The 21910-nt window shown below is 47.5% G+C and carries 26 protein-coding genes; 14 read left to right on the top strand and 12 right to left on the bottom strand.

All coding sequences use genetic code 11. From position 1 onward, the window contains the following. Positions 1-4: 4 nt before the first annotated feature. The 3 genes from RAC65_RS20430 (at position 5) to umuC (ending at position 2695) form a co-directional block, all read left to right on the top strand. The gene (locus tag RAC65_RS20430; protein WP_088900890.1) at positions 5-319 is read left to right on the top strand and encodes a hypothetical protein; all 315 of its coding nucleotides are present in this window, start codon (positions 5-7) and stop codon (positions 317-319) included. Positions 320-962: 643 nt separating this feature from the next. Further along, positions 963-1412 (top strand): translesion error-prone DNA polymerase V autoproteolytic subunit, encoded by a 450-nt coding sequence (gene umuD / locus RAC65_RS20425; protein WP_246874365.1) that lies wholly within the window; start codon positions 963-965, stop codon positions 1410-1412. An 8-nt stretch (positions 1413-1420) separates the two neighbouring features. After that, positions 1421-2695, top strand: a complete 1275-nt coding sequence (gene umuC / locus RAC65_RS20420) for a translesion error-prone DNA polymerase V subunit UmuC (RefSeq protein ID WP_375097163.1) — start codon at positions 1421-1423, stop codon at positions 2693-2695. A gap of 34 nt (positions 2696-2729) precedes the next feature. Here the strand turns inward: umuC and RAC65_RS20415 are convergent, their stop codons facing one another. Genes RAC65_RS20415 through RAC65_RS20405 form a run of 3 tightly spaced genes read right to left on the bottom strand, consistent with a single transcriptional unit; the run spans position 2730 to position 4314 of the window. Beyond that, the gene (locus RAC65_RS20415) at positions 2730-2972 is read right to left on the bottom strand and encodes a hypothetical protein (protein WP_039343685.1); all 243 of its coding nucleotides are present in this window, start codon (positions 2970-2972) and stop codon (positions 2730-2732) included. A gap of 15 nt (positions 2973-2987) precedes the next feature. Beyond that, the gene (locus RAC65_RS20410; RefSeq protein ID WP_260642333.1) at positions 2988-3353 is read right to left on the bottom strand and encodes a plasmid partitioning/stability family protein; all 366 of its coding nucleotides are present in this window, start codon (positions 3351-3353) and stop codon (positions 2988-2990) included. 4 nt (positions 3354-3357) lie between these two features. Further along, positions 3358-4314: a plasmid segregation protein ParM gene (locus tag RAC65_RS20405; protein WP_375097151.1), complete on the bottom strand. Its 957-nt coding sequence runs from the start codon at positions 4312-4314 to the stop codon at positions 3358-3360. Positions 4315-4781: 467 nt separating this feature from the next. On the opposite strand from RAC65_RS20405, the gene RAC65_RS20400 reads away from it, so the two are divergent. Together RAC65_RS20400 and RAC65_RS20395 are read left to right on the top strand one after the other, a co-directional pair. Then, positions 4782-5408, top strand: a complete 627-nt coding sequence (locus tag RAC65_RS20400; protein WP_058709250.1) for a ParA family plasmid-partitioning AAA ATPase — start codon at positions 4782-4784, stop codon at positions 5406-5408. Further along, the gene (locus tag RAC65_RS20395) at positions 5405-5707 is read left to right on the top strand and encodes a hypothetical protein (protein ID WP_072209208.1); all 303 of its coding nucleotides are present in this window, start codon (positions 5405-5407) and stop codon (positions 5705-5707) included. The genes RAC65_RS20400 and RAC65_RS20395 overlap by 4 nt, the downstream gene beginning before the upstream one ends. A 232-nt stretch (positions 5708-5939) precedes the next feature. On the opposite strand, the gene RAC65_RS20390 is transcribed toward RAC65_RS20395, so the two are convergent. From RAC65_RS20390 to RAC65_RS20375, 4 genes are all read right to left on the bottom strand, one after another. Then, entirely contained in the window at positions 5940-6935 is a 996-nt protein-coding gene (locus RAC65_RS20390; protein WP_375097150.1) for a DUF4435 domain-containing protein, read from the bottom strand. Continuing rightward, entirely contained in the window at positions 6922-7905 is a 984-nt protein-coding gene (locus tag RAC65_RS20385; protein WP_375097149.1) for an AAA family ATPase, read from the bottom strand. The genes RAC65_RS20390 and RAC65_RS20385 overlap by 14 nt, the downstream gene beginning before the upstream one ends. A gap of 191 nt (positions 7906-8096) precedes the next feature. Then, positions 8097-8435, bottom strand: coding sequence for a type II toxin-antitoxin system RelE/ParE family toxin (locus RAC65_RS20380; RefSeq protein ID WP_375097148.1), 339 nt, complete (start codon positions 8433-8435; stop codon positions 8097-8099). 14 nt (positions 8436-8449) lie between these two features. Beyond that, the gene (locus RAC65_RS20375; protein WP_058709254.1) at positions 8450-8719 is read right to left on the bottom strand and encodes a hypothetical protein; all 270 of its coding nucleotides are present in this window, start codon (positions 8717-8719) and stop codon (positions 8450-8452) included. 803 nt (positions 8720-9522) lie between these two features. On the opposite strand from RAC65_RS20375, the gene RAC65_RS20370 reads away from it, so the two are divergent. From RAC65_RS20370 to RAC65_RS20355, 4 genes are read left to right on the top strand one after another with little or no spacing between them, the layout of a single operon-like run. After that, complete coding sequence (locus RAC65_RS20370; protein WP_375097147.1) at positions 9523-9870, top strand: hypothetical protein; 348 nt, start codon at positions 9523-9525, stop codon at positions 9868-9870. Positions 9871-9891: 21 nt separating this feature from the next. Beyond that, positions 9892-10518 (top strand): recombinase family protein, encoded by a 627-nt coding sequence (locus RAC65_RS20365; protein ID WP_375097146.1) that lies wholly within the window; start codon positions 9892-9894, stop codon positions 10516-10518. A 40-nt stretch (positions 10519-10558) separates the two neighbouring features. After that, positions 10559-11107: a hypothetical protein gene (locus tag RAC65_RS20360; protein WP_325992938.1), complete on the top strand. Its 549-nt coding sequence runs from the start codon at positions 10559-10561 to the stop codon at positions 11105-11107. 35 nt (positions 11108-11142) lie between these two features. After that, entirely contained in the window at positions 11143-11697 is a 555-nt protein-coding gene (locus tag RAC65_RS20355; protein ID WP_375097145.1) for a hypothetical protein, read from the top strand. A gap of 30 nt (positions 11698-11727) precedes the next feature. Here the strand turns inward: RAC65_RS20355 and RAC65_RS20350 are convergent, their stop codons facing one another. The 3 genes from RAC65_RS20350 to RAC65_RS20340 form a co-directional block, all read right to left on the bottom strand. Next, a complete protein-coding gene (locus tag RAC65_RS20350) occupies positions 11728-13026 on the bottom strand; it encodes a DUF1173 family protein (protein ID WP_375097144.1) in 1299 nt (432 codons plus the stop codon). Positions 13027-13064: 38 nt separating this feature from the next. Continuing rightward, positions 13065-13583: a phospholipase D family protein gene (locus RAC65_RS20345; RefSeq protein WP_375097143.1), complete on the bottom strand. Its 519-nt coding sequence runs from the start codon at positions 13581-13583 to the stop codon at positions 13065-13067. Positions 13584-14070: 487 nt separating this feature from the next. Next, positions 14071-14292, bottom strand: a complete 222-nt coding sequence (locus tag RAC65_RS20340; protein ID WP_019104929.1) for a KTSC domain-containing protein — start codon at positions 14290-14292, stop codon at positions 14071-14073. A gap of 187 nt (positions 14293-14479) precedes the next feature. On the opposite strand from RAC65_RS20340, the gene RAC65_RS20335 reads away from it, so the two are divergent. The 3 genes from RAC65_RS20335 (at position 14480) to RAC65_RS20325 (ending at position 16877) form a co-directional block, all read left to right on the top strand. Then, complete coding sequence (locus RAC65_RS20335) at positions 14480-14683, top strand: Hha/YmoA family nucleoid-associated regulatory protein (RefSeq protein ID WP_375097142.1); 204 nt, start codon at positions 14480-14482, stop codon at positions 14681-14683. Positions 14684-15048: 365 nt separating this feature from the next. Then, positions 15049-15942, top strand: a complete 894-nt coding sequence (locus RAC65_RS20330; protein WP_116585305.1) for a RepB family plasmid replication initiator protein — start codon at positions 15049-15051, stop codon at positions 15940-15942. 269 nt (positions 15943-16211) lie between these two features. Further along, the gene (locus tag RAC65_RS20325) at positions 16212-16877 is read left to right on the top strand and encodes an SOS response-associated peptidase family protein (RefSeq protein ID WP_375097162.1); all 666 of its coding nucleotides are present in this window, start codon (positions 16212-16214) and stop codon (positions 16875-16877) included. A 225-nt stretch (positions 16878-17102) separates the two neighbouring features. On the opposite strand, the gene RAC65_RS20320 is transcribed toward RAC65_RS20325, so the two are convergent. Then, a complete protein-coding gene (locus RAC65_RS20320) occupies positions 17103-17795 on the bottom strand; it encodes a hypothetical protein (protein WP_375097141.1) in 693 nt (230 codons plus the stop codon). Between the two features lie 231 nt (positions 17796-18026). Here RAC65_RS20320 and RAC65_RS20315 point away from each other — a divergent pair, with 231 nt between their 5' ends. Both RAC65_RS20315 and RAC65_RS20310 read left to right on the top strand, forming a co-directional pair. Further along, a complete protein-coding gene (locus tag RAC65_RS20315) occupies positions 18027-18851 on the top strand; it encodes a Zygote formation protein zyg1 (RefSeq protein ID WP_375097140.1) in 825 nt (274 codons plus the stop codon). A gap of 28 nt (positions 18852-18879) precedes the next feature. Continuing rightward, positions 18880-19251, top strand: coding sequence for a hypothetical protein (locus tag RAC65_RS20310; protein WP_375097139.1), 372 nt, complete (start codon positions 18880-18882; stop codon positions 19249-19251). Positions 19252-20621: 1370 nt separating this feature from the next. On the opposite strand, the gene repA is transcribed toward RAC65_RS20310, so the two are convergent. Continuing rightward, positions 20622-21557 (bottom strand): plasmid replication initiator RepA, encoded by a 936-nt coding sequence (repA, locus tag RAC65_RS20305; RefSeq protein WP_375097138.1) that lies wholly within the window; start codon positions 21555-21557, stop codon positions 20622-20624. Between the last annotated feature and the right edge of the window lie 353 nt (positions 21558-21910).

Here is a 21910-nt window from a genome sequence, read left to right as displayed (position 1 = left end):
GACGATGTTTAAGGCGCTTGTGACAGGAAAACTGAGTCTGGCGAAGACATTCTGGGGATGGGGATTTGGCGGAACCGCGCTGATTGTGGCCATCAGCAAGGCGGGCGTCTATGCGGGCCAGTACTGGCTGCTGCCGGTGAGTCACGTACTGCAGGCCCTGCTTTCACTTGCGGTGCTCTCCGGAGTGACGTTCATCCTGAAAGAAAAGCACACCATTCCGGGAGTCGTGCTCGGGGGCGTGGCTTTTGCCATTTTTCTGGCGCACTTCATCCTTAGCGCGATATTTGCCGTGCGCTTTTCGTCAGTGATTTTTTTCTGAATACCGGCAGGCCTTCAGCTGAGATGATATGAAATAAAAAACCGCCCAGTACCGGGCGGCTGAACAATCAGGCATTCAGAAGGCAGCTTCAATTGTGGACTTTCAGCCTGGCATCCCCGGAGACTGGCGGCAAGCGTAAGCTGTAAGATTTCTGGCCATCATGTCGTACATGGCCAGCAGAGATGAAAGAAAACGGCCCACTAATTCCTGCTCATCCATAAGACCTTCCTCATCTGTGTTTTTCATCCGGGCATATAATTCACAGCCCGCCCCTTCAGCGTTTATACAGTCCGGTAATCCTGCCTTTAAAACGCGAGGTGGCCACGCTCGCCGCAGAGCATGGCTGAGGCGTACCGCAGCGCAGCGAGGAACGAACAGCCGTGTCGAGGAAGCGTAATTTCACTTATGCCCGCAACGACTGCTTACGCGCTTCCCCGACTGAAACTGCCCGACAAAAAAATCATTAGTCTGCTCAGTAAGATAGGCACCTCCTCCTCAGAGTGCCGTTTCGTTCCTCTTGCCATGCGTCTCTGGCTCAATAATACTGTTTTTATATACAGTGTTATTTAGGGGGGAAATTAACCATGCCAGATTCAATCATTACCGCACCGGCTTCAGCCCATTCAGTCCGGAGAGCGGCACCATGAAAGCGACATCCTCTCAGGGCGGGCTGACGCTATTCAGGCCTGCCGATATCCGCCCCGTGATGCGCATTCCGCTGTTTGTTGAGCGCTGTGCCGCGGGATTTCCCTCCCCTGCCACCGATTATGTCGAAGCAGAACTGGACCTGAACGAGCTCTGCATCACGCACCGGGCCGCCACGTTTTTTGTACGCGCCAGCGGCAGCAGCATGGAGGACCTGGGCCTGTACGACGGCGACGTGATGGTCGTTGATCGCGCGAAAGAAGCCACGCACGGTGACATCGTCATCGCGGAGGTCGGCGGAGAGTTCACCGTCAAGCGCCTGCAGCTGCACCCACAGATTGCGCTGCGCCCGATGAACCCCGCCTATCCGGTGATATACCCGGAGGAGCTGCACCTGCTGGGCGTGGTCACCTGGTTTTTCCACAATACCGAGGCGCGCCGGAGGTAACCATGCCGATGTTTGGTCTGGCTGACGTCAACAGTTTCTATGCGTCCTGTGAGGCCCTTTTCCGGCCTGACTTACGGGGAAAACCCGTCGTCGTCCTTTCGAACAACGACGGCTGTGTGATTGCCCGCAGCAAAGGAGCCAAAGCCCTGGGCATTAAAATGGGGGCGCCGTGGTTCCAGATAAAGACGCTGGACTTTCCGGAAAAAGTGCATGTCTTCAGCTCAAATTATGCATTATATCATAGTCTTAGCCAGCGCGTGATGTCTGCTCTGGAAGATATGACGCCCAAAGTCGAGCAGTACTCCATCGATGAAATGTTTCTCGATCTGACCGGCATTGATGGCTGTGAAGACTTTGAGCACTTCGGGCACCGGCTGCGTGCCCACGTTCTGGCCAGAACCGGACTGACGATTGGCGCCGGCATCGGCCCGACCAAAACGCTGGCCAAATCAGCGCAGTGGGCCTCGAAAGAGTGGCCCCAGTTTAAGGGCGTACTGGCGCTGACGCCGGGAAACCCGAAGCGGACCGAGGCGCTGCTCATGCGCCAGCCTGTTGAGGAAATCTGGGGTGTAGGGCGCCGCATCGGCAAAAAGCTGAACCTGCTCGGCATCACCACTGCGCTCGAGCTGGCACGCACGCACCCCGCCTTCATCAGGAAGAACTTTTCAGTGGTGCTGGAAAGGACGGTGCGGGAGCTGAACGGCGAGGCGTGCATTCCTCTGGAGGAGATGCCGCCGGCAAAGCAGCAGATTGTCTGCAGCCGCAGTTTCGGTTCACGCATTACCACCAAAGTGGCCATGCAGCAGGCACTCTGCCAGTACGCCACACGCGCCGCTGAGAAGCTGCGGGGCGAACGACAGTACTGCCGGCACATCAGCGTGTTTGTCCGGACCTCGCCTCATGCGGTTGGCGAGACGTTTTACGGCAATACGGCCGGGGAAAAGCTCACCCTGCCCACCCAGGACACGCGCGATATCATCGGCGTGGCCATGCGCGCGCTGGACCGCATCTGGCTGGATGGCCACCGGTACATGAAGGCCGGTGTCATGCTTGATGACTTCACACCTCACGGCGTCAGCCAGCTGAACCTGTTTGACGACAACCGGCCGCGGGCGAACAGCGCGCAGCTGATGCAGGTGCTTGACGGCATCAACCAGTCAGGCCTGGGTCGGGTATGGTTTGCGGGTCAGGGAATTGATACCGAGTGGAAGATGAAGCGGGACATGCTGTCACCAGCATGGACCACGCGCTGGAGCGATATACCGGTCGCCCGGGTAACCTGAGCCAGCGCGCGGCTCTTTAAACAGACTGGCTGTTTCAGCGCTGCTGCTTGTTCTTTTTCCAGGTATCATTGGCAAGAAAAGCTGATCGGGTGATAAAAACACCCCAAAACAGCTGGAGTACCACTTTGGCTATCACACTTTCGATAACCCCTAACAGAAGTGGAGCTATACACGCCATTCCGAGTAAAAAGCCCCATTCAGCCGCACTTTTTCTGTCTTTGCCGGTGAGTTTTATAAATCCGATATATCCGGATACCAGCAATACCAGTCTGTTCATAATGACCTCGTTAAATTAGCCTCCGCCAAACATGCCTCTGGCATTACTGCGGGTTTCATCGACAGTGGCATTCGGGGATGCTTCAGCCGGCTCAGGAACGCTTTCAGCCTGAGACGGAGTCTGCGCTGTAACGCTTCTAGGGCTGACAGCCCGTATTACCTGAAGCACTTCTTCTGCCGTCGTGTTTTCGCTCAGCAGTTCCGACAGCAGGAACGGCAGGCGCGGATCAATCCGCTCAAGTGCAAACCCGCTGAGCATGGCCGCTTTCCAGAGGCGGCCGCGCTCACCCTGCGGTGTTTCATCGGTGTGACTGTCAGCATAGGCCTCACCGAGGCTGCTTTTAGGATTAATGTAAAACTGGATCTTTCTGCGCGTATCCATGACGTTATCCGATAGCAATCATCCCCCTGACCAAATCGAACTGGGATGAGTCGGTTTTATAAAAGCGCTCTGCCCTCACACCGCAGTGCGTGCGAACGGCCTCGGCAATAATTTCGGCCCCCCCGCCAATCACCATGACATGGGTATAGCCTTCAAACGCCTTCATGGCGCTGAGAACACGCTGCGTGAGACGTTCAAGTGATTCGGTAATGGTACTTTTAACCAGGCTCACGCGGGAGAGATCGTTAATCCGGCGCTCCAGGTATTCATCATCATTACGATGGACAATAATATCATCGGCAAGATAACTGCTGCCCCGCGTTCCTGCAACACGCAGCGCGTCCGCGACCGCGGTCGTTACCAGTGACACACCAATGGTTGCGTCACCATGAATGCGCGTAATACCGCTCATGCGCCCACGGACCTGTGAAATATCGAGCGTCGTTCCCCCCAGATCAACAATGAGAAGTGAATCAAGCGGGTCCAGCTCACTCAGCAACTCAAAGCCGGCAGGGATGGATTCGGGCATGACCGAGACACTGCGGATTTTGAAGCCCTCACCCCCGTTAAGCGAAACCGGACGCAGCAGGCTCGCCTTTTTCTTTTCGATGTTTGCTGCTACGGGCTGGTTATTGTGATCATAAAACTCTGTCAGCGGCAGCGTGACCGTAATGTCCACCTCACAGGGTTTTAGGCCGGTCTGCAGCAGCGCATGATGCACAGCAACCACGTTCACGTCGCTGTACTGCCATGCAATGTTCGTGGTTTTAACCGCTTCCGGCGCAATCGGATCATAGGAATACTGCTCTCCGTTCATGGTGTAATTGAAAACCGGTTTCTCACCAAATGCCACTGACCATTCTCGCTTGAAGCTGTTCGGGCTCAGGTACGTTCTGATACTGCCGTTGTCTTTCCAGGCCAGCTTTACATTTGTAGAACCATCATCGATGAACACTTTCATATCCCAAACCACCCATTAATTGAGAACTATTTGAGATAAATATACACAACCTAATGTAGAGATAAAAGACTAAACTAAAAATAAATCTCAAATTAATCTCAAAAAAGACACATATAAAACTCTGTCGTGGATGTAGATAAGCAATCATGTCCCCATTTTAATTAGCTGCAGAGGATGACTCTTCGCTCTCTGACAGCTAATTCAGCAAACACCTCGCACGATCTATCCCTAAGTATCAGGCAGTCATGAAATCATAAAAAATTAACAAGTTGTTAATTTATTAACTTAACAACTTAATAATTTAAATTTTTAACAACTTAACAAATTAATATCTTAATAACATGTCATTACTTATAAATCAATAAGTTAACAATATAATAAATTATTAAGATAGCAATAAAGTTGCAAAAAAAATCGACAGATGGCAATGTTAAGTTGTTATCTTATTAACTTATTACGGAGAAATGATGATAATCGTTCTTGGTAGCCAGAAAGGTGGAGTTGGTAAAAGTACACTTGCCGTGTCAATCGCAGCGTATCTGATGTCGTTAGGGCACAGAGTGCTTATTGTAGATGCAGATGATCAAAAGTCCGTACTTACCTGGTACAACAATCGTTCTGAAGAACTTCCACACATTCCGGTGACGGGTGCCACGGGCAACATTAAGGTGATGTTGAAGGAACACGATAAATCGTACGATTTTGTTATTGCGGATTGTGCCGGACGTGACAGCGCAGAGATGCGTAGCGGATTGATGGCAGCAGATGTTTTCATTTCACCTTTAAGACCGTCTCAGATGGACTTAGATGTTGTGCCTCATACATGCTCAGTATTTACGGCCGCAAAAGACTTCAATGAGCAGGTTCGCGGTTACCTCGTATTAAACATGACTCCAACAAATATGTTTGTAAACGAAGCCAACCAGGCAGCTGATGTATTGAAAGACTTTCCGGAAATGAACCTCGCAACATCACGTGTATGTGATCGCAAAGCGCACAGGGATGCATGGGCAGAATCGATGACAATTTTTGAAACGCAGAATGACAAAGCTCAACAAGAAGTTGAGGCACTGGTCAAGGAGGTGATTCTGTGAGAAACCGAGCAAATACTCCACCACGAGACGAAGCAGCCTTCATAAATGGTGGTACGGCGGGCACCGATAAGCCAGAGAAAAGCCCACATAAATCACGTCCAGTCAGAAAAGCGAAGCCTGTTAGTATTTCATTATTTGAAGACAACCTTGAAGATATAGATAGTATAATTCGGGAAGAAATGGTTTCGGGAAGCGCCAGAGTAAATCGCTCAGATGTCGTGAGAGCAGCAGTAGAGGCTTTAAAAAAACTAGATAAATCAGACATATCGAATCTAATTGAAGAAACAAGGCAAAAATAAAGCCCTAATAAGTTAATAAGTTAATAAGTTAATAAGTTAATAAGTTTTATCTTGTGATACAACTATTGCTGACAGTTTCAAGCTTACTTGATGCTAGAAATGGAAGAGTGCTATACCGAACACTGAGTTCATAAAATTGGAACAGAGTTAATGCCGCTTATACTAAGTTTGAGTTAAAAGTAAGTATGAGCGGCTTTTAACACAAGAAACTTTGAAAAAATGGTAACGATTGTCAGGGTATAAGACTAAGCTTAGATTGAATCATTGAATATGCTAAACACCTAGTATAATTTGTATTATTATTGAGCATAGTTTCGAGAACGTTATTTTTTTGATAAAAATTATCAAGAGCACCAAATCTCACTTCTCGTTCCCCTCTCTTATTATCAGAGCGACATTCATGAGCTATTTTACGTTTTTCATGAGTAAAATGTTTATTACGAAAACTTTTGAGAGCAGGATAAACATAAGTATCATGAAGTACATGCCCTTTAATAAATTGATAGGCAGTATTTCTGTGGAGACCTTTTGTTGTTATTTGCTCAACATAAGTATCGAAATCATTTTGTTCAGCTACAGATATTCTGTATTTGTTGATAAAGGCCCTCATCTTAGCCTGTAATGCATTTAGCGACGCAGAATCAACTTTTAGATCATTAGAAATGATAGAAGCATTACCCGCAAGTTTCAATTCACCCCATAGCAGACCATCAGCGTGAGAGTTGGGGTTTTTATTATGACGATATAAATGAATCAGCAAAGCTTCATAAATGATATTTGAAGTTCTGTTTAGAGCGTCACAAATCTCATCTTCAATTTTATCATCGAAAACAAGTCTTTCAATTGTATCCTCTATAGCTTCCATGGAACATTGCAAACTTTCTTTAGAATAAGAAAATGTATGCAAAATGTAAGGATTATTGTTAAGCTCAGTAGAATAAACACTTCTCGAAGGACATAAATAATCCATGTCACTATCCACACCAACAAGATAGCGTGAGTGTAACTTTGAATATTCAGCTTCTAGAGTTTTCTTTCCATTCTCTTTTATTTTTGAAGCTGGCTTGATTTGAAATTTTCTAGGGTGAATGTTATCTAGGATTTGTTTCCAAAACCCGACATCATTTTGGCTTTCAACATAAAACATCCCCATTACCTGACCAGCAGTAATTAAACTATGCCCTTGAATATATTGACGATTAGAGAAATAATCATTAAAACTTGTCATCAATAATCACCCTCTCAATATCTTTCATGTCCCTAAAAGCATCTCTATAACCGTTCATTAAAATACCAGGGCTATGTGTAACTATAATAAGTTGAGAGTCTGGGTTTATCTCGCGCAAAACATCAATTAGCATTTCTTGCCAACTTAAATGCAAAGAAATCTCTGGTTCATCCATTAATATGACAGAATTGTAATCCATACTATTGACAGCCTTGAGCATTATATATAAAAGCTGTTTTTCACCTGAAGAAAGATGATTATAAGTAAGTGGGCCAGAGTGAGGGCAAACAATTGTCATGCCAGAGGTTGAACGTCTAACACGCTTTCCACTTTCTTTCAAAAATCGGTTCATTGAATTTCTCAGTGCCGAACGTTTTCCACTCCTTTTATCTTCGAAAATCTTTACTAACTCTTTATCAAGAGAATTATCAAGAACGTTAGCATCCTCGCCAGATGAAGTTGTGAAATTTAGTCTTGAATTTGCGCTTAAATCGACATTTGATATAAATTCAATGTTAATCCTTTCAAGGTAACCTCTTTTAAATGAGTCTTGATTTATCCTCAAACCGTTTCTATAAATCTTGAATTTATTTAATTTTTTATGTTTTTTAAAATTATCAAGCTTCGTAGTCAATAAACGTAAAATATCTTCAGATTCCATTCTATCAAGATTTATATTCTTGGAGTTTATTGTTTCTAAAAAAATATTTTTAGCTATATCTTTGGAATCATCTTTGTAGAAATTTTCATAAACTATTTTATAGGAATCACCTAATGTAAGTGTGGCATACTCACACAATTTTAAATTTTCCGATTCACTTAAAGTCATTAAACTGTGAATGATTCTCAAAATTGTAGATTTCCCAGAACCATTGATACCAACCAGGACAGTAACGTCGTCCAATTCCATATCAATATCTTTATAACCAAAAAGATACCTTATAGATAAACTATTAACACCTAATTCCATAAAAAGCCTCGCAACCAAATTTAATATTTTTAAAGTTTAAATTTCTTTGTAAAATGACTACTAATTTTATGCATCATTTCCGTACAAAACATTTTAATTCAATATTTTTTAATAGTTTTTTTATAGTTATTAATTTTATGAAATCATCACTATTTATAAAAAAGCCCGGAATGATGACCGGGCATTGAGTATCATTTCAGAATGTTGTAGCGGTAAAGTTGATTTAAGAAATTCTGCTTCATGCTCACAACAAGAAGAATTTCCACATTTGTCCCGTCGAAGTCATATAGGACGCGATACTCCCCATCAACGTCGAGTCTTTCACGCAACATAAGTCCACGATCTGACAGTAAAACGTTAAAGTGATATCGTTCGGGATCTTCCATGATCTTGTTTACTGAATCCATAAGGAGATGTTCTACAAAGTCTGCTGCGTGCTGTTTGCCTATGATCAAACCCTTGTGGCATTCGATGTCCCGCAAGCTAAGTTCTGCTATAGGTGCTACTTTAATTGTAAACTGATTCGACACTCAATACCTCACTATTATGTTCTTGCTTCACGTAACCTCCTTAGGACTTCCTCTGGAGACATTCCTTTTCCGTCTGCTATTTCTTTTTTGGCTAACATTGCTAATTTAAAAAGTGCATTTATATTTCGTTCTTCTTCAATTCCTCGTAATTCAGCTTCTCTTTCAGCTGCTGTTTGAATGAAAAGTTCGGCTACTCCGTTTTTAGTTATATACATACCCCCTTCGAAATTTTGTGCGTTTCCTAGACTGTCTCTGGCTACTTTCTGTGACATTGTCTGATTCATACGTCGGCTCACTTAACAATAGAGATTCACTGGCGAGGACAGTAATCTCTGTTCTCCAATAGATGCGACTTTGCGAAACTGCAAAGCGTCATCCTCGCTAATGCTGTGTATCAGCACTCCAAAGAAGTATAACATACACGTGTATATATTGAGTACAAATTTTACCACTGGCATTGAGGCACGTATCATCACTATATTTTTATCTAAACTAGTACCAATGAAAAAAGTAAAGCCTTTAATAATTAACAATGAAACAATAATCTTTAGAATTAATGTACTTGAGTTACTATCCTGAATTCCATCAACTCTATTCAATTCATGACGTTATTATTTTATTTGCAACAATCTAAATTATTTTTTGAGGATTAAGGCCAATTTAGATAGCCAAAATCCAAGTAGCCAATTTAAACCGCATAATGATATTATTGTCCTGTGAAAACACACAGGCCAAATAAAGTATACTCAAAATGACCGCAACCAGACCTCAAAAAAGAAGAGGGTGATGCATGCCTGGGACAAAAACGAAAACTTTTTCGGGAAGGGTCGAACGCGTTGTATATGTGGCCACTGTCAATGAGGTTAACCTGATGCTGTATGGCGTTCTGATTTCAGGAGAGCCGGAATGGTTGCGCATCTGCACGACTGATATTAAACACGCTGAAAAAATCGCGTTTCTCAGCCCGGACGCTTACGTTGAAATCAGGGTACGGGACGACATAAATATTCAGGGTACGACGTACAAAGAATTTCACTCCCTCAGTTAACATCGTTTACCCGTATTGAAAACATTCCCGGAGATCGCAGTGAAACCCTTCAGCCAATTAGTAAACCATCCACTGGATGAAACTTATCTCAGTCCTCCGGGAGACTTCTGTGCGGAGGGTGAACTGCCAGCAGAGGAGACTGAGGTGCGTCAGGCGCTTACAGCCATGTATGTTCTGACAAACCGCCTGATGAACATCAGCTTATGGGACCGTCTTTTAAGAACCCGTAAATACTCGTCAGCCAGCCGTTCGGCGACAGAGGCACAGCGGAAACTGATGGCGCTTGTGAACAGTACGCCCTTACACAAAGCCGCGCTGAGGCGCATTGTGAGCGACATGCCTGAAGACAACGGCGGCCGGGAAGCGCTCAGGGATTATTTACGCTAAGAGGGTGGGGTCGCTAAACCTATGCAGATTGCACGTATTTATCTTCGCGTCAGTACGGATGAACAGGAACTGACACGGCAGAACAGCATTATTGAAGATGCCCGCGGCAGGGGATTTTATGTAGCCGGCGTCTATAAAGAGAAAGCATCCGGTGCCAGGGCAGATCGGCCTGAACTCCAGCGCATGATTGCCGACCTGCAACCCGGGGAAGTGGTCGTGGCTGAGAAAATTGACCGCATCAGCCGTCTTCCACTTACGGAGGCCGAGCAGCTGATCGGCTCGATAAAGGCTAAGGGGGCAAAGCTGGCCATCCCCGGCATAGTGGATTTGTCCGAGCTGGCAATTAGCCAGGACGGCGTGGCCAGAATCGTGCTTGAGTCCGTCCAGGATATGCTGCTCAAGGTTGCCCTGCAGACGGCACGTGACGACTACGAAACCCGAAGGGAAAGACAGCGGCAGGGCGTTGAGCTGGCAAAGGCGTCAGGTAAGTACAAAGGGCGAAGGCCAGACAATAAAACGCATGAGCGCATTATTGCGCTTCGTGAATCCGGCATGACGATTGAACGGACCGCCACCCTGGCAGGCTGCAGCATAAGCCAGGTAAAACGCATCTGGTCGATATACAAGGCAGATAAATCCGGTCAGTAGTTAAACATAAATCAGGTTGCATTGCAGAGAGGGAACAGAAATGACCATTTTGCCAGGCAGTGTGTTTGTGGCCATGATGATTATCTGTATTTATATGATGCGGAAAATCAGGCAACAGTCTTCCAGAATAAACCAGCTGGAGTCAGCTATTCGGGGTGAAAGTACCGGGAAAAAAATTCCTTATGAATCGTTATCACTTCTGGACAGTCTGAGGCGGCAGGCGAACCAGTGGAACAGTTCAGAAGACAATCCTGAACTTTTAACAATACGTCCAGCCTTCATTGAACGCCTGGATGATTACCTTTCAGGCATTTTTGGCGCAGTACCTGAACTCAACGACAGTAATGCGGTAACGCCTGTGACTGAACCTCGCCCGCTTTATGCCTCACTGTATATGACTCATTCTGTGATGATCTGGTTTGAGTCACATCCCGTCAGCTTCCCCGTGGCCAGTCGTGAGCAGGCAGAACGTGTCGCAGCAGCGCTACGGTCAAAGGGCATCGAGGCCCGAAATACAAGCATCAGGCAGACCGGGCCCGTCAAGCGCGGACGGTTTACTGACTGCTTTACCGTCAGGCAGCGCGTCTGACTGTTCATACACTGGCACTTAACAAGGACTTCACGATGGGTACTTATATTCGCACCTGCGCTGAAACACGCACCACTGACGGGTGGCAGCCCGTAGGCTACGGCGCTTTTCCCCCTGCTGCCCGGCACGATGACAGTGACGACCATGAAACCCCTGCATACAGCGAGCCATTCATGTATCAGGATTATTGCATGTTTGGCCTGTTTGCCGATGTTAGGAACTACAGCCAGTGTCAGGTGCTGGCTGAACCACGGGGTTTTCCCGAAGATATTTCTGAGGAAGCCCTGCGGCATCTGGTGCCCGAAGTATGGCAACTGGAAAGCGGCTGGGGCTGGGGTGAACCACCACCGGCCAGCGTTGCCGAACGGATCGCCCGTTCGGAAGCGTCATGCTACGACTATTCCTGGCTGAGCGCAGTTGAGCTGACGACATTTAACTATGACCAGCGCTTTATCGATCAGCGAACCACACCGCCGCATGAAACCACCTACCATGCGTTTCTGGGTGAACGGTATTTTCAGCACCTCGATGCGCTGAAGGCACTGAGTGCGAAAGATGAGGTGCGCATACTGTTCCGTTTCGTGGGTTAGGACGCACCCGAGCGCCTTCATATCCCAGGGTTACGGAAATGCCGGCATCTCTGACCTGTCGGCAGCATTCCAGTACCACCAGTTACCCGGTCCGTATTCCCTGTCGTAGTGGGCGGTCTTCTCCTGCTTACGCAGCAGGTACTCAGGTGTATTCATGCCGAAGACCTCCACCGGCAGCGCATCCACGCCGGAAACGTCCTTCAGCACAAAGTCCGGAAACACGTCTTCCTCGCCGTCGTAGCGCAGCGGCTTGATGAAGGCGCGCTTTTCCTGCCACAGCTTTTCTTCGACAGCGCCCTCATAACCGGAATCCAGCGGAATGAAGCGGGGGCTGACCGTCATCAGCGCCACGTCGATGACGGTGCTGCAGCTGGACGGCCGGTTGCGCCCGTCAATGTGTCTGAACGTCGTTTCGGGTGGTTCCGTTTCCGCAATGACCACGACTTTCATTCCCCGGCGCCAGTCGCCCAGCTCGCGGCCAAAGCTCCTCTCCAGGCGCAGGCGCACGTCCTCCGGCAGCACCAGGTCAGGGAAGCCGAAAAACAGCCCCAGCGGGAGCGTGGTCTGCAGCCGTGCTTCCGCAACCTCATTCCAGCTGGCCAGCACGGATACCACAATGAGCCGCCGTTGGTTCTTTTCGGCTACTCTCATGTGCTCCCAGTTTGAAATGACCTGCGGCGTGCCCTTCATGGCCATGAGCAGCAGCGACTCCTCCAGTGGCACGCGGCCGACGCGTATCCGGCCCGCCGTCTGCTGCAGACGCCAGCTCACCCAGCCGGGCGTGCGTTTCTTTTTGTCGAAGGCGGGGTGCCAGACGTTGATGCCGGACTGCTCCCACAGCAGGTGAAGTAATCCCAGCAGGCGCATCGAGGGACGCCGTTTGCGTTTTACAGGCTCATCAACAGACACGTCTTCAGCCGGCTTTACCTCTGACGGGGCCTTTTTCTGAAGGCCGGTAGGCAATCTGACGACGATGGTCCCGTCCGAAGCCGAGCGGACCGCATCGCCCTGATAAATCTCCGCCTGCCGTTCGTCTGACCACACCGAATAAAACCGGCAGTCCGGCTTGTGTTCATTACCTGTAAAGGCATATGAAGAGAGCCAGCAGCGTTCAGTCTCCTGAGAATAATGCACTTTCAGGCGGCGTCTGACGGGGTCGGTCTCTGCCGGCAGGCAGCTGCAGGTGACCACCGTGGTCTTTTTGTTGTCGCGGGCGTGCTTCAGCCAGCGCTGCCAGACAGGCGTTTCGTTCTGCTGAAAAGCTTCTGACGCCTCGTGCTGGCCACGCTGACCGGTGAAGTAAACCGGATACACTTTTTTCTTGGTCATATACAGTCCACCTCACCGGCAATATTAATTATATTTTTTTAACGGCTGCACTGTACAGGCGATGATTCCGCCCAGAGCCGGTTAAATTCATCATGATACTGCTTACTCACTGGCAAACTGTCTCTGATAACCAGCGCATTTTCAGCATTACGCTTTTCCGCCGACGAGGTGTAATTAAAAGAGCCTGTCTGCACGCCGTTATTTCCTGTCACGATAAATTTGTTATGCATAATACTGTACTGCGCATCTGTCCTGACCTGGATACCTGAACAGGCCAGTTCATTAACCAGCGACCAGCGGTCGTGACTTTTCTTTTCGTCGGCCACTAATCTTACAGGGACACCGCGGCGCGAGAGCTGCACAAGCGCCTCTTCCACAGGCTCACTGGTAAATTCGTAAGCAGCCACGTCAGCAGAACCCGTAGCAGAACGGATGAAGCTGATGATGAGTTCCTGAGCAGTACCGCCCGGTGAAAAACCCGCCTGCAGGTCTGTTCCGGAGTAGGAAAAAAAAGGCAGTGTAAAAAGAAGCAGACAGAAAAAATTTGTTTTTTTCATTATTTATTCATCCTGTTTAATTAGAAGTTAATAATACATCCGACGAGATCAATAAATAAACAAATTATTTTCACAGTTAAAAAATTTTAATAACTTATAACAATTATCGACTGAAGTAATGAATCCTCGCTCCGATAATCTGAACAACAGATACGGAGAGGATAATATGAACCAGTTTCATGAAATTAATTTACTGACATCTCGTGGTGATATTAATGGTGCGCTGTCGCTGATAAATGGCTGGAGCGAAAGTGTTGCGCGCAAGATCATGAAAAAGGCCGGATATCCTGTGCCCTCAGAAAAAGGACGTGCTTTCTGGTTGTGGGTCCAGCAGACGCTGATGCAGGCCGCACGTAAAAAACGCTGTGGCTACCAGCACCGGTTCTCACATTCGTTCAGCCGTGTAAGGTCAGAGGCAGAAAATCACTACGAAGATTATGCGAGAATGATGGCTGAACTGAACGGGAAAAATGAACCTGAATCCCCCTCAGAAAGTCAGCTTCCCGCGAAGAGAAGTGTAGTGCCCGTCGATACAGCTCCTGAAATAGGCATCCGGATCTCTGGCTCTGCAGAAGGTGTGGTAAACTCTGACCGGAACGCCCAGCCAGCGGCGACTGCTTCCGTTAATGTACTCCAGTTCGAGAAGGCCACTGGTTGCATCGTAACGCACAAGACTGAAAATCGAAGAATCAATAGAATGCGGTTTCATGTTACGGCGGATTCCCTCCTGTCATGTCCGGGATTTAACAAGCGCTCCCAGAACTCTAAAACACAGGCCTGTTCTCGTTTGTCTACGTTACGGATCATTTTAAACGTTGCAGTTATTTCACTCAGCAAAATTCTTCTGGTTTATGGCAAACCCTGTGCCATAAGCACTTACTTATCTAAGGCAAGGTATGACAAAAACAGACTGGTTGATGAGATTCAGGCGCTGTCGTTCGATGGACACGCTGGAGACCGTGTACGAACACCTGAAATACGAAGGCGATCCAAAAGAAGAATATGCGATGACTTCAGCATACGATCACCGTAAAGCCGAACTGACAGTGAACAAGCTGTTTGACCGCGTGCCGGTTCATGTCTGGAAATTGGTAAGCTGATAATACTAAACGGTTATGAGTAAGCCTTTACCGGTAACGGAAATCGCATTCGCAAATTTTTTGCGTGTGCGATTTTCGTTGAACAAGCCGAAGGCGCGTTAGAAAAAACACTTATCCACATATCCACTGGATAGATCAATTCTTTAGTTCATATATAGATCACTTTAAGATCAAATAAGATCACAGAGTCTGTAAGTTACTGTCTTTAATGTCAAAATGTAACTTTTAGGCGGTCACTTTCATAAAAAAAGCGGTTATATTCATAAAAAAGGCGTTTACTTTCATAAGTAAGGCGGTTACTTTCATAAATCTGAGGCGGTCACTTTCATAAAACCGGATGTCATTATCATTTTAGGTGTGAGTAAATGGAAAAAGAACAGGAAAACATACACATAGACAGTCCTTTTTCTATTGTAAAAAAAGAATCAAACACAAGTTATGAACTGGTGCCCACCAGTAATAAATCAGTTCAGCCCGTTGCCCTCCTGCGTTTGAGCGTGTTTACACCGGTTGCTCCAAAAGAAAAGGGGAAACGCGACTTTTTAATAGATGCTTCAGAAGAACTCTCCAGCCTGGAAGTAGCACGGCAGGAAGGGTACACAGACATTAAAATTCAGGGTGCTAAGCTCAGTATGTCTACGGACTTCAAGACTTGGGTTGGAATAATTTCTGCCTTTTCTAAATACGGCTACAACAGTGAGAAGATTACATTACCGTTCTCAGAGTTTGCTCGCATGTGTGGTCTGAAGCCTACTGATATCAACGGCCGTGCCAGAGCACGTTTGCACGATTCACTTTTTAACCTATCCAGTGTAACCCTCTCTTTTCGTGGAAAAAATGCAAAGAAATCCCTCGTAACTCACCTTGTGCAGCGAGCTGTCCTCAACTATGAAACCGATCAGGTTGAGATAGTTGGCGACAGCAGTCTGTGGGAACTTTATCGGTATGACCATAAAGTTTTGCTTGGTTTGAAAGCTCTCTCAGAACTGTCAAGGAAAGAGGCTGCTCAGTCTCTCTACGTATATCTTGAAAGTATGCCTGGAGGTACGCTTTACATATCAATGAGAAGATTTCGCGAGCGCCTGGCGCTTGAATCTCAGATAAAAGATCAAAACGCTATCATACGGCGTGCTTTAGCCGATTTAGTCAGAATTGGATATCTTGATTTCAATGAGTACAAAAAAGGTCGTGAAATCATGTTTGTAATCAATAGCAGGTCACCAAAGCTACAGCGCCTGGCGTTAAACAGCGCAGATTAGGCGGTTACTTTCATAACCAGATTCATTCAGGCGTCTACTTTCATAAGTATCATCTTGCTGGATAGGGTTCTTTCATAAAATTACCCTGCTTTAAGACCCTGTAAGGTGCACTGATTATGAAAGTAGACGCTTTTTGCTCTGTCTTTATGAAAGCAGACTACCCTTACATGACATTTGAGCACTGGGTTATGAAAGTAGCCACCAGAGCTGAAGGATCTGGGCATGTGAATGCCATAAGTCTCTCTGGCCAGCTAACTGTGGAGGTTGTTATGTGCGGACGATTTGCCCAGTACAGTAGCAGAGATGAATATTTTGAGGCCGCGGGCATAACGGCCGATGAACTGCCGTTCGACAGTCTGCCTTTGGGGCGTTACAACGTCGCGCCGGGTACACGCGTTCTGACCCTTAATCAGCGTCAGCGAAAGTTGAAATTTGATCCGGTTTTCTGGGGATACAAGCCAGACTGGTGGCATAAAGCGATGCTCATCAATGCAAGAGTAGAAACGGCATCGAAGGGAAGAATGTTTAAGCCCCTGTGGCAGCACGGCAGGGTAGTTGTACCTGCTAATGGCTGGTTTGAATGGGCCAAAACGAAAGAAGGTAAACAGCCTTACTTTATTTACCACAAATCCCGACAACCGGTTTTCTTCGCAGCGATAGGCAAAACGCCGTTTGATAAAGATCATGGTCATGAAGGATTCGTGATTGTGACAGCCAACAGCAATCAGGGAATGATTGATATACATGACAGGAGGCCGGTCGTTTTACCTGCTGGAGTCTTGAGAGAATGGCTCAGTGAAGACACAACTTCCGAGAGGGCAGACGAGATAGTCCATGAGGCTGCACTTCCGGAGGACGACTTTAACTGGCATAAAGTCAGTAAGGCTGTAGGAGATATACACAACAAAGGGGCCGAGCTTATCGATATTGTATAATTCGGAATTATTAATCAGGGGAATCTTTTGTCGGTCAGTTCTTATCCCACAGAAGCCAGAAAGTAACGACTATGACTGTGACCGCAAATATTGCTGTTGAACCCCACGCGTAAGCAGGCCAGTAATTTACGGCAAGCACTCCGAAACCGAGGATGAGTATTGCCGGAATAAGCGTGCTTGCAAAGTATGTCAGCTGCGTGCGCAACCATTTTTTAAAAAAATTAATCATCTGATAATCCGTACAATGTCGTCAGCTATGTCCTTGTCTGTTCGCGAGGAATTTATCCTGTGCGCGTTTCGGCTGATAACGGGTTCAATAATAAAATACAGCATCTCCAGTTTTGCAGCGTAGAGACCGGAATAGTATCTTGGATTTTGGTATTTAAGTCGGTTTGCTGCGTCTGCAGCCAGCTGCACATATCCGTAATAGCTCACAAGGGTTACGCCTGCAGCGGAAACTTTTGCGAGGTTTGTAGTCACGCCCATTCTGATGCCAATACTGTAGCTGGCAGCCATCACGATAGAATAGGCCAGCGCCTGGTTTGTTAACGAACCCGAAGCTATCGTCACTCCCATACCGATGAGTATCTTCCTGATGCGGGTTATGCGTTCTGACGTCAATCCCTGAAGCAGCTGGTTGACGTAAATCTCAAGCATTTTTCTGACAACGTGGTGCTCTTTAACCAGCTGGCCAATGGCTTCCATAAACCTGACATCTTCGGTTTTCTGAGCAGTACATACGTCCTGATAGTTTTCAGTGAAGCAGGATGTATAAAACGCGAGACGTCTTGCTCCGAGCTGAATGCGGCTTGCCTGTGCCAGTACTTCATCTTTCACACCACTCAGAGCCTTATCGAGACGTACTCCGAAAAGACTGTCTGCCTGCATCCTGTTGATGATATCTGTGTTGCTGATCATTTGGTCTCAGGTCCGTGATTTGTCATGACAGGGGTCAGTTTAGATATAGAGAATCATTGTACGGTAAGCCTATTTTTTTTAACAGGCTTGCCTATAGCTATAGGCCGTACTCTCGCGCTATACTGCAAAAGTTCGATTTATTCAACAAAGCCAATTGAACGAACTATACTTCATTTCTCAACAACACAGTTATTTCCCTGCTTTTCATTTTACATTAAAGATGAGGTTTTTATGCGTGAAAACTTTATAGAGTCGGCAATAGATGCAGGTTATAGCACGCTAAAAGAATACGAAGCAGTATCAAAAAGCTCACGACCCAAACGACAATTAAATGCAGTCGATTTTTCTAATGCAGTCGCTGTTTCTGAAGAATCTGAAGGAGATGGCGAGCTGAGAGTAAATTACAGGCTTAACGCAACCGGTAATATTTGGTATTCCACAACCAGCAAAGCTGAATCTCTCAGCGACGAAACCAAAGCGTTATTTAACAGTGTTTCAGTACTTTTTGCGGCCATGACAAAAGCGATGGCCCAAGCGAATAAAAGCCTGTTTGATTTTGATGACTGGAGTAAACTTATTCGAAAGTCCGGGTATTTCATCGAGTCCGGGAAAGTACAAAAACACATATCAATCACGAACTCCACCGTCTCTGTTGATACCCAAATACTGTCTCAATTGCTGCCTGGCATCGACAAAGCGCCTTCTGCCATGCAAATTGGAAAAGATATATTGAGTGCCCTGAATGGTGAATACGGCGGCATGCAGAAAAAAGAAGATGCAAAGATGGCACACCTCCTTTTTATCTGCGAGGAAATATTAGGTGAAGCCTCAGTATCCATTCGTTTATTTTTCGCCGACAGCAAACAGATGGAATTGATGACTAAGTCACCGTGCCATAAAAGCTCCACTGAGTCTTACGAGCAAGAACAGAGAATTGACACATTCCGCTTCGTATCCCCCGAGCAAATTTCAAAATATGCAAAGGACTTCGAGAATGATGACCCGGCATATGTTGCACTTATCAAAAAGCTAACAGACTCCTTAGCAGAGGAATAGCTTAAACCGAATATAAAAGGGTACCATTATGTCTGGTAAAATTATTAAATATGATCTCGACGTTTTCACAAATGATGGTCAGTCAACTGTAGTGGATTTCGCCGGTAAATTAATAAAGGTTGCTGATGACATCAAAAAGGCTGGAGCAATAACTGTTTACTATGGCTTTCATGGTGATGAAAATGGTTATTTACTGAAAGCTTTCTCAGATGACGAACTAAAACAGTCACTCAAAATATCAGAAGCATTCCCGGAAGTTAAAATGGTTAAAGTTCTCGCGCCGAATGATAAAAATATCGACTATGAGAAGCATAACATTGAAGGGAAGGCTCTGTTTACATGGTGTGATAGTGAAAAATACATCAGAAATAATAAATGCTTACCTGATATTGTAAAATAAAATAACAGTACAAAAAGACATTTTATCCGGAATTGCATCAGATATGATGCAATTCTTTTTTCTTTCAGCACCTCATCTACAGGATTGGTTTATTCAGGCTGACGGGCAGGAAGACTTCTTGATCCTACCCACGTATTGTGGACACACCCTATCGCGACAGGCAAACATGTTCAAACAATAGGCTTGCCGTACAATAATTCTCTATATCCAAACTCAACCCTGACATAACGCTATTAAATCGTATTATAACCGCGAGGAAAAATCCGGCTCAGGGCGGAGGGTCCATTAACTGCTCAATCGCAAACATGAGAGCCGGTTCAACCTTATCACTTCGTTCCAGACGTGCCCTCAGCAAAAGGATAAGATCACGTTTGATCTCTTCGCGGCTGATTACGTCACCTTCACTCGCTTTCCTCAGACAGACCATGCCGGCCAGTCTGCACGCTTCCCAGTAAGTTGATCTGGTTTCGTCGTCGTCAACGTGCTGCATGAGGTTATCTCCTGCACTGAATCAGGTTTATGCGCGATAGCGCATGAAGGCGCCAGCTTATGCCCGCCAGGGTGAACTGGCCACATGGCGCCGGTAGCCCGGCGAAGCCGGTTACGGTTTGATAGATTCTGCCTGTCGGGCACTTCGCCCTGATAAGCCAGACCCGCTTACCGCCGCACGACAGCCACTGTACGCCGTCGGAGTGGTCACGACAAGGCGTAGCCGCAGTCGGGGCGTATCTCCGCGTCAGCGGGCCGTCAGGGCCGCTTACGGGCGTGTTCACTGTACCCTGAAGCAACTCCACTCACAGCAATACCAGAGCTATTAGTTACAACACCCATTAATCAGCCACTCCTGTTCCGGCCCGAAGGGCCGGGCGGGGGCGGCTGGTCAGTGGGGGCGATGGGTTTTCAGGTCCGGCTCCGGTCCCTGCCTGGAGGGGCACTCGGGTTGCAGGACTGCGCCGGTGCTGTTTACAGTGAATGAATGTATGCTGTAACTAAAATGACTGGTTTCGGGGCCCGCGTGAGCGGGAGCTACTTCCCGTTCTGAGCGGCGCGGACGCCTGCGGCCGCTGCAAGCGAAGGCCTTATTTATCCACACACGATGCCTGCATGAACACCTTATTTTACTTATGAATATTTCTTTCTGACGTAAGTCAGGAATGTTTTGCGGGTATCTCATGAGTCATGTGCGGCTAACATATTTTTCACGATTGCGGGTAAATGTGGATGAAAATTCCTACGGTCGTGTTTCTGGCCAGCGCCGCTGAATTCGGCGATAAAAACGGGGAGTAGAGTGCGCGAACGTTGCCGGTTTTGCGGCCGGCACAAACGACTTTACCGCCAGTCAAGGCGGTTAAAAGTAGGGGGAGTGTCAGTCAGTGTACGACGTCGGGCGGCGCCGGTTCATAGCCGAGTCCCAGCTCCAGCTGGTTGAGGCTCTGCCAAACCAGACGGTCGAAGCCGTCAGCATCGAGGTTAAAAAGCTCGTGGTTCGGACGGGAACGGATCAGCCAGCTGGCCATCGTCTGCCGGCGTTCGTCCAGCGGCAGACGACTGAGGCGTTTTCTGCGCTTCTCTTTCACGGCCTTTTCACGCCGGTGAAGCAGCGTGGCCATACGCATATTTTCGTACCAGCGCTTACGCGCTGCGCGCACCGATTCATGCGTGCCCGGCTCGATGATGCCTTCCGCCTGGGCCTCAAGGCGAACGTTACGCTGCTGAAGCAGCTTATCCATGTTGACGCCGGAGAGCTTCCAGAAGCGATCGGTGAGGATGATATGCCGGGGCATCCAGTATTTCTCAACCGGGTCCCACTCCAGGCAAGGAAGCTCTATCAGGCCAAAACGTGCAAGTTCCTGAAAAAGCCTGGACAGTCGGCAGGGCTCAACCCGCGTTTCCGGAATGACATTGCCGTTTTCATCTTTCGGGCTCAGCTCTCTGGCCAGCCCGCTGCCGTGAACGGTGACTACCGACGTGGCCATGTCTGCCCGCTGGACAAGCAAAGGTGCGATCGCATCGATGAGGTTTCTGCGCTCCGGCCGGAAATCGCGTTCTCGGCCTGCGGCCTTACGGAGTTTCACAAAATAGGGGTGACGGGAAAGGCGCTGGCGCAGCCGCCACTGGCCGGTAACCTTGTCTTTAACGACATAGTTACGCATGGCGTGGCCATACTCGCCCGGCAACGGGCGGTAGTTTTCTGGAGCGAACCAGACGGGTTCAGGGCACTTGCAGGCAACAGAATGGTCGCCGCGACGACGTCTGTCTTCCTTTGGGGTCGGGCAGTTTAACCCGATTAAAATCTGATCATTCACCCTGTCCCGGACTTATGGCGGGCAGGGCTTGTCTTATGAAATGCATGCGTTATAATCCTTCACAGGCCAGCGCCTGCTTATGAACCCCCTGAATCTGAACCTTCCGCCAAGTTGAGACAGAATCAGGGGGTTTTTGCATTCAGAGTCCGGTGATGTGCCTCGCTCTGTACCCTGGACGTTTTTACGGATACGTCCTATCCGGAGAATTCTTTGCCCTCACCGCGCATGACCGGTTTGGGGTTATGCTTTACCTGCCTTTGACCACCACAGTACCCGGCAAGGATCACACTCGATCGCCGGAACCACCCGGCGAAGTCTGAAAATCATAACCGCAGCCAACCGCTAAATCCAGC

Source organism: Pantoea sp. BS_8, assembly GCF_041954965.1.
Classification (GTDB): Bacteria; Pseudomonadota; Gammaproteobacteria; order Enterobacterales; family Enterobacteriaceae; genus Pantoea; species Pantoea stewartii.
Note: the sequence above shows the minus strand (reverse complement) of the source record. Positions and strands in the feature narration are given on the sequence as shown.

Bases quoted from the DNA above. Each gene is read 5' to 3' on its own strand.
- RAC65_RS20365 (WP_375097146.1), top strand. From the start codon at position 9,892: ATGCAGATTGCACGTATTTATCTTCGCGTCAGTACGGATGAACAGGAA.
- RAC65_RS20325 (WP_375097162.1), top strand. From the start codon at position 16,212: ATGTGCGGACGATTTGCCCAGTACAGTAGCAGAGATGAATATTTTGAG.
- RAC65_RS20310 (WP_375097139.1), top strand. From the start codon at position 18,880: ATGTCTGGTAAAATTATTAAATATGATCTCGACGTTTTCACAAATGAT.
- RAC65_RS20340 (WP_019104929.1), bottom strand. From the start codon at position 14,292: ATGAAACCGCATTCTATTGATTCTTCGATTTTCAGTCTTGTGCGTTAC.
- RAC65_RS20430 (WP_088900890.1), top strand. From the start codon at position 5: ATGTTTAAGGCGCTTGTGACAGGAAAACTGAGTCTGGCGAAGACATTC.
- RAC65_RS20355 (WP_375097145.1), top strand. From the start codon at position 11,143: ATGGGTACTTATATTCGCACCTGCGCTGAAACACGCACCACTGACGGG.
- RAC65_RS20345 (WP_375097143.1), bottom strand. From the start codon at position 13,583: ATGAAAAAAACAAATTTTTTCTGTCTGCTTCTTTTTACACTGCCTTTT.
- RAC65_RS20375 (WP_058709254.1), bottom strand. From the start codon at position 8,719: ATGAATCAGACAATGTCACAGAAAGTAGCCAGAGACAGTCTAGGAAAC.
- RAC65_RS20400 (WP_058709250.1), top strand. From the start codon at position 4,782: ATGATAATCGTTCTTGGTAGCCAGAAAGGTGGAGTTGGTAAAAGTACA.
- RAC65_RS20390 (WP_375097150.1), bottom strand. From the start codon at position 6,935: ATGACAAGTTTTAATGATTATTTCTCTAATCGTCAATATATTCAAGGG.
- RAC65_RS20320 (WP_375097141.1), bottom strand. From the start codon at position 17,795: ATGATCAGCAACACAGATATCATCAACAGGATGCAGGCAGACAGTCTT.
- RAC65_RS20410 (WP_260642333.1), bottom strand. From the start codon at position 3,353: ATGGATACGCGCAGAAAGATCCAGTTTTACATTAATCCTAAAAGCAGC.
- RAC65_RS20335 (WP_375097142.1), top strand. From the start codon at position 14,480: ATGACAAAAACAGACTGGTTGATGAGATTCAGGCGCTGTCGTTCGATG.
- RAC65_RS20360 (WP_325992938.1), top strand. From the start codon at position 10,559: ATGACCATTTTGCCAGGCAGTGTGTTTGTGGCCATGATGATTATCTGT.
- umuD (WP_246874365.1), top strand. From the start codon at position 963: ATGAAAGCGACATCCTCTCAGGGCGGGCTGACGCTATTCAGGCCTGCC.
- RAC65_RS20315 (WP_375097140.1), top strand. From the start codon at position 18,027: ATGCGTGAAAACTTTATAGAGTCGGCAATAGATGCAGGTTATAGCACG.
- RAC65_RS20405 (WP_375097151.1), bottom strand. From the start codon at position 4,314: ATGAAAGTGTTCATCGATGATGGTTCTACAAATGTAAAGCTGGCCTGG.
- RAC65_RS20330 (WP_116585305.1), top strand. From the start codon at position 15,049: ATGGAAAAAGAACAGGAAAACATACACATAGACAGTCCTTTTTCTATT.
- RAC65_RS20350 (WP_375097144.1), bottom strand. From the start codon at position 13,026: ATGACCAAGAAAAAAGTGTATCCGGTTTACTTCACCGGTCAGCGTGGC.
- RAC65_RS20385 (WP_375097149.1), bottom strand. From the start codon at position 7,905: ATGGAATTAGGTGTTAATAGTTTATCTATAAGGTATCTTTTTGGTTAT.
- RAC65_RS20415 (WP_039343685.1), bottom strand. From the start codon at position 2,972: ATGAACAGACTGGTATTGCTGGTATCCGGATATATCGGATTTATAAAA.
- umuC (WP_375097163.1), top strand. From the start codon at position 1,421: ATGTTTGGTCTGGCTGACGTCAACAGTTTCTATGCGTCCTGTGAGGCC.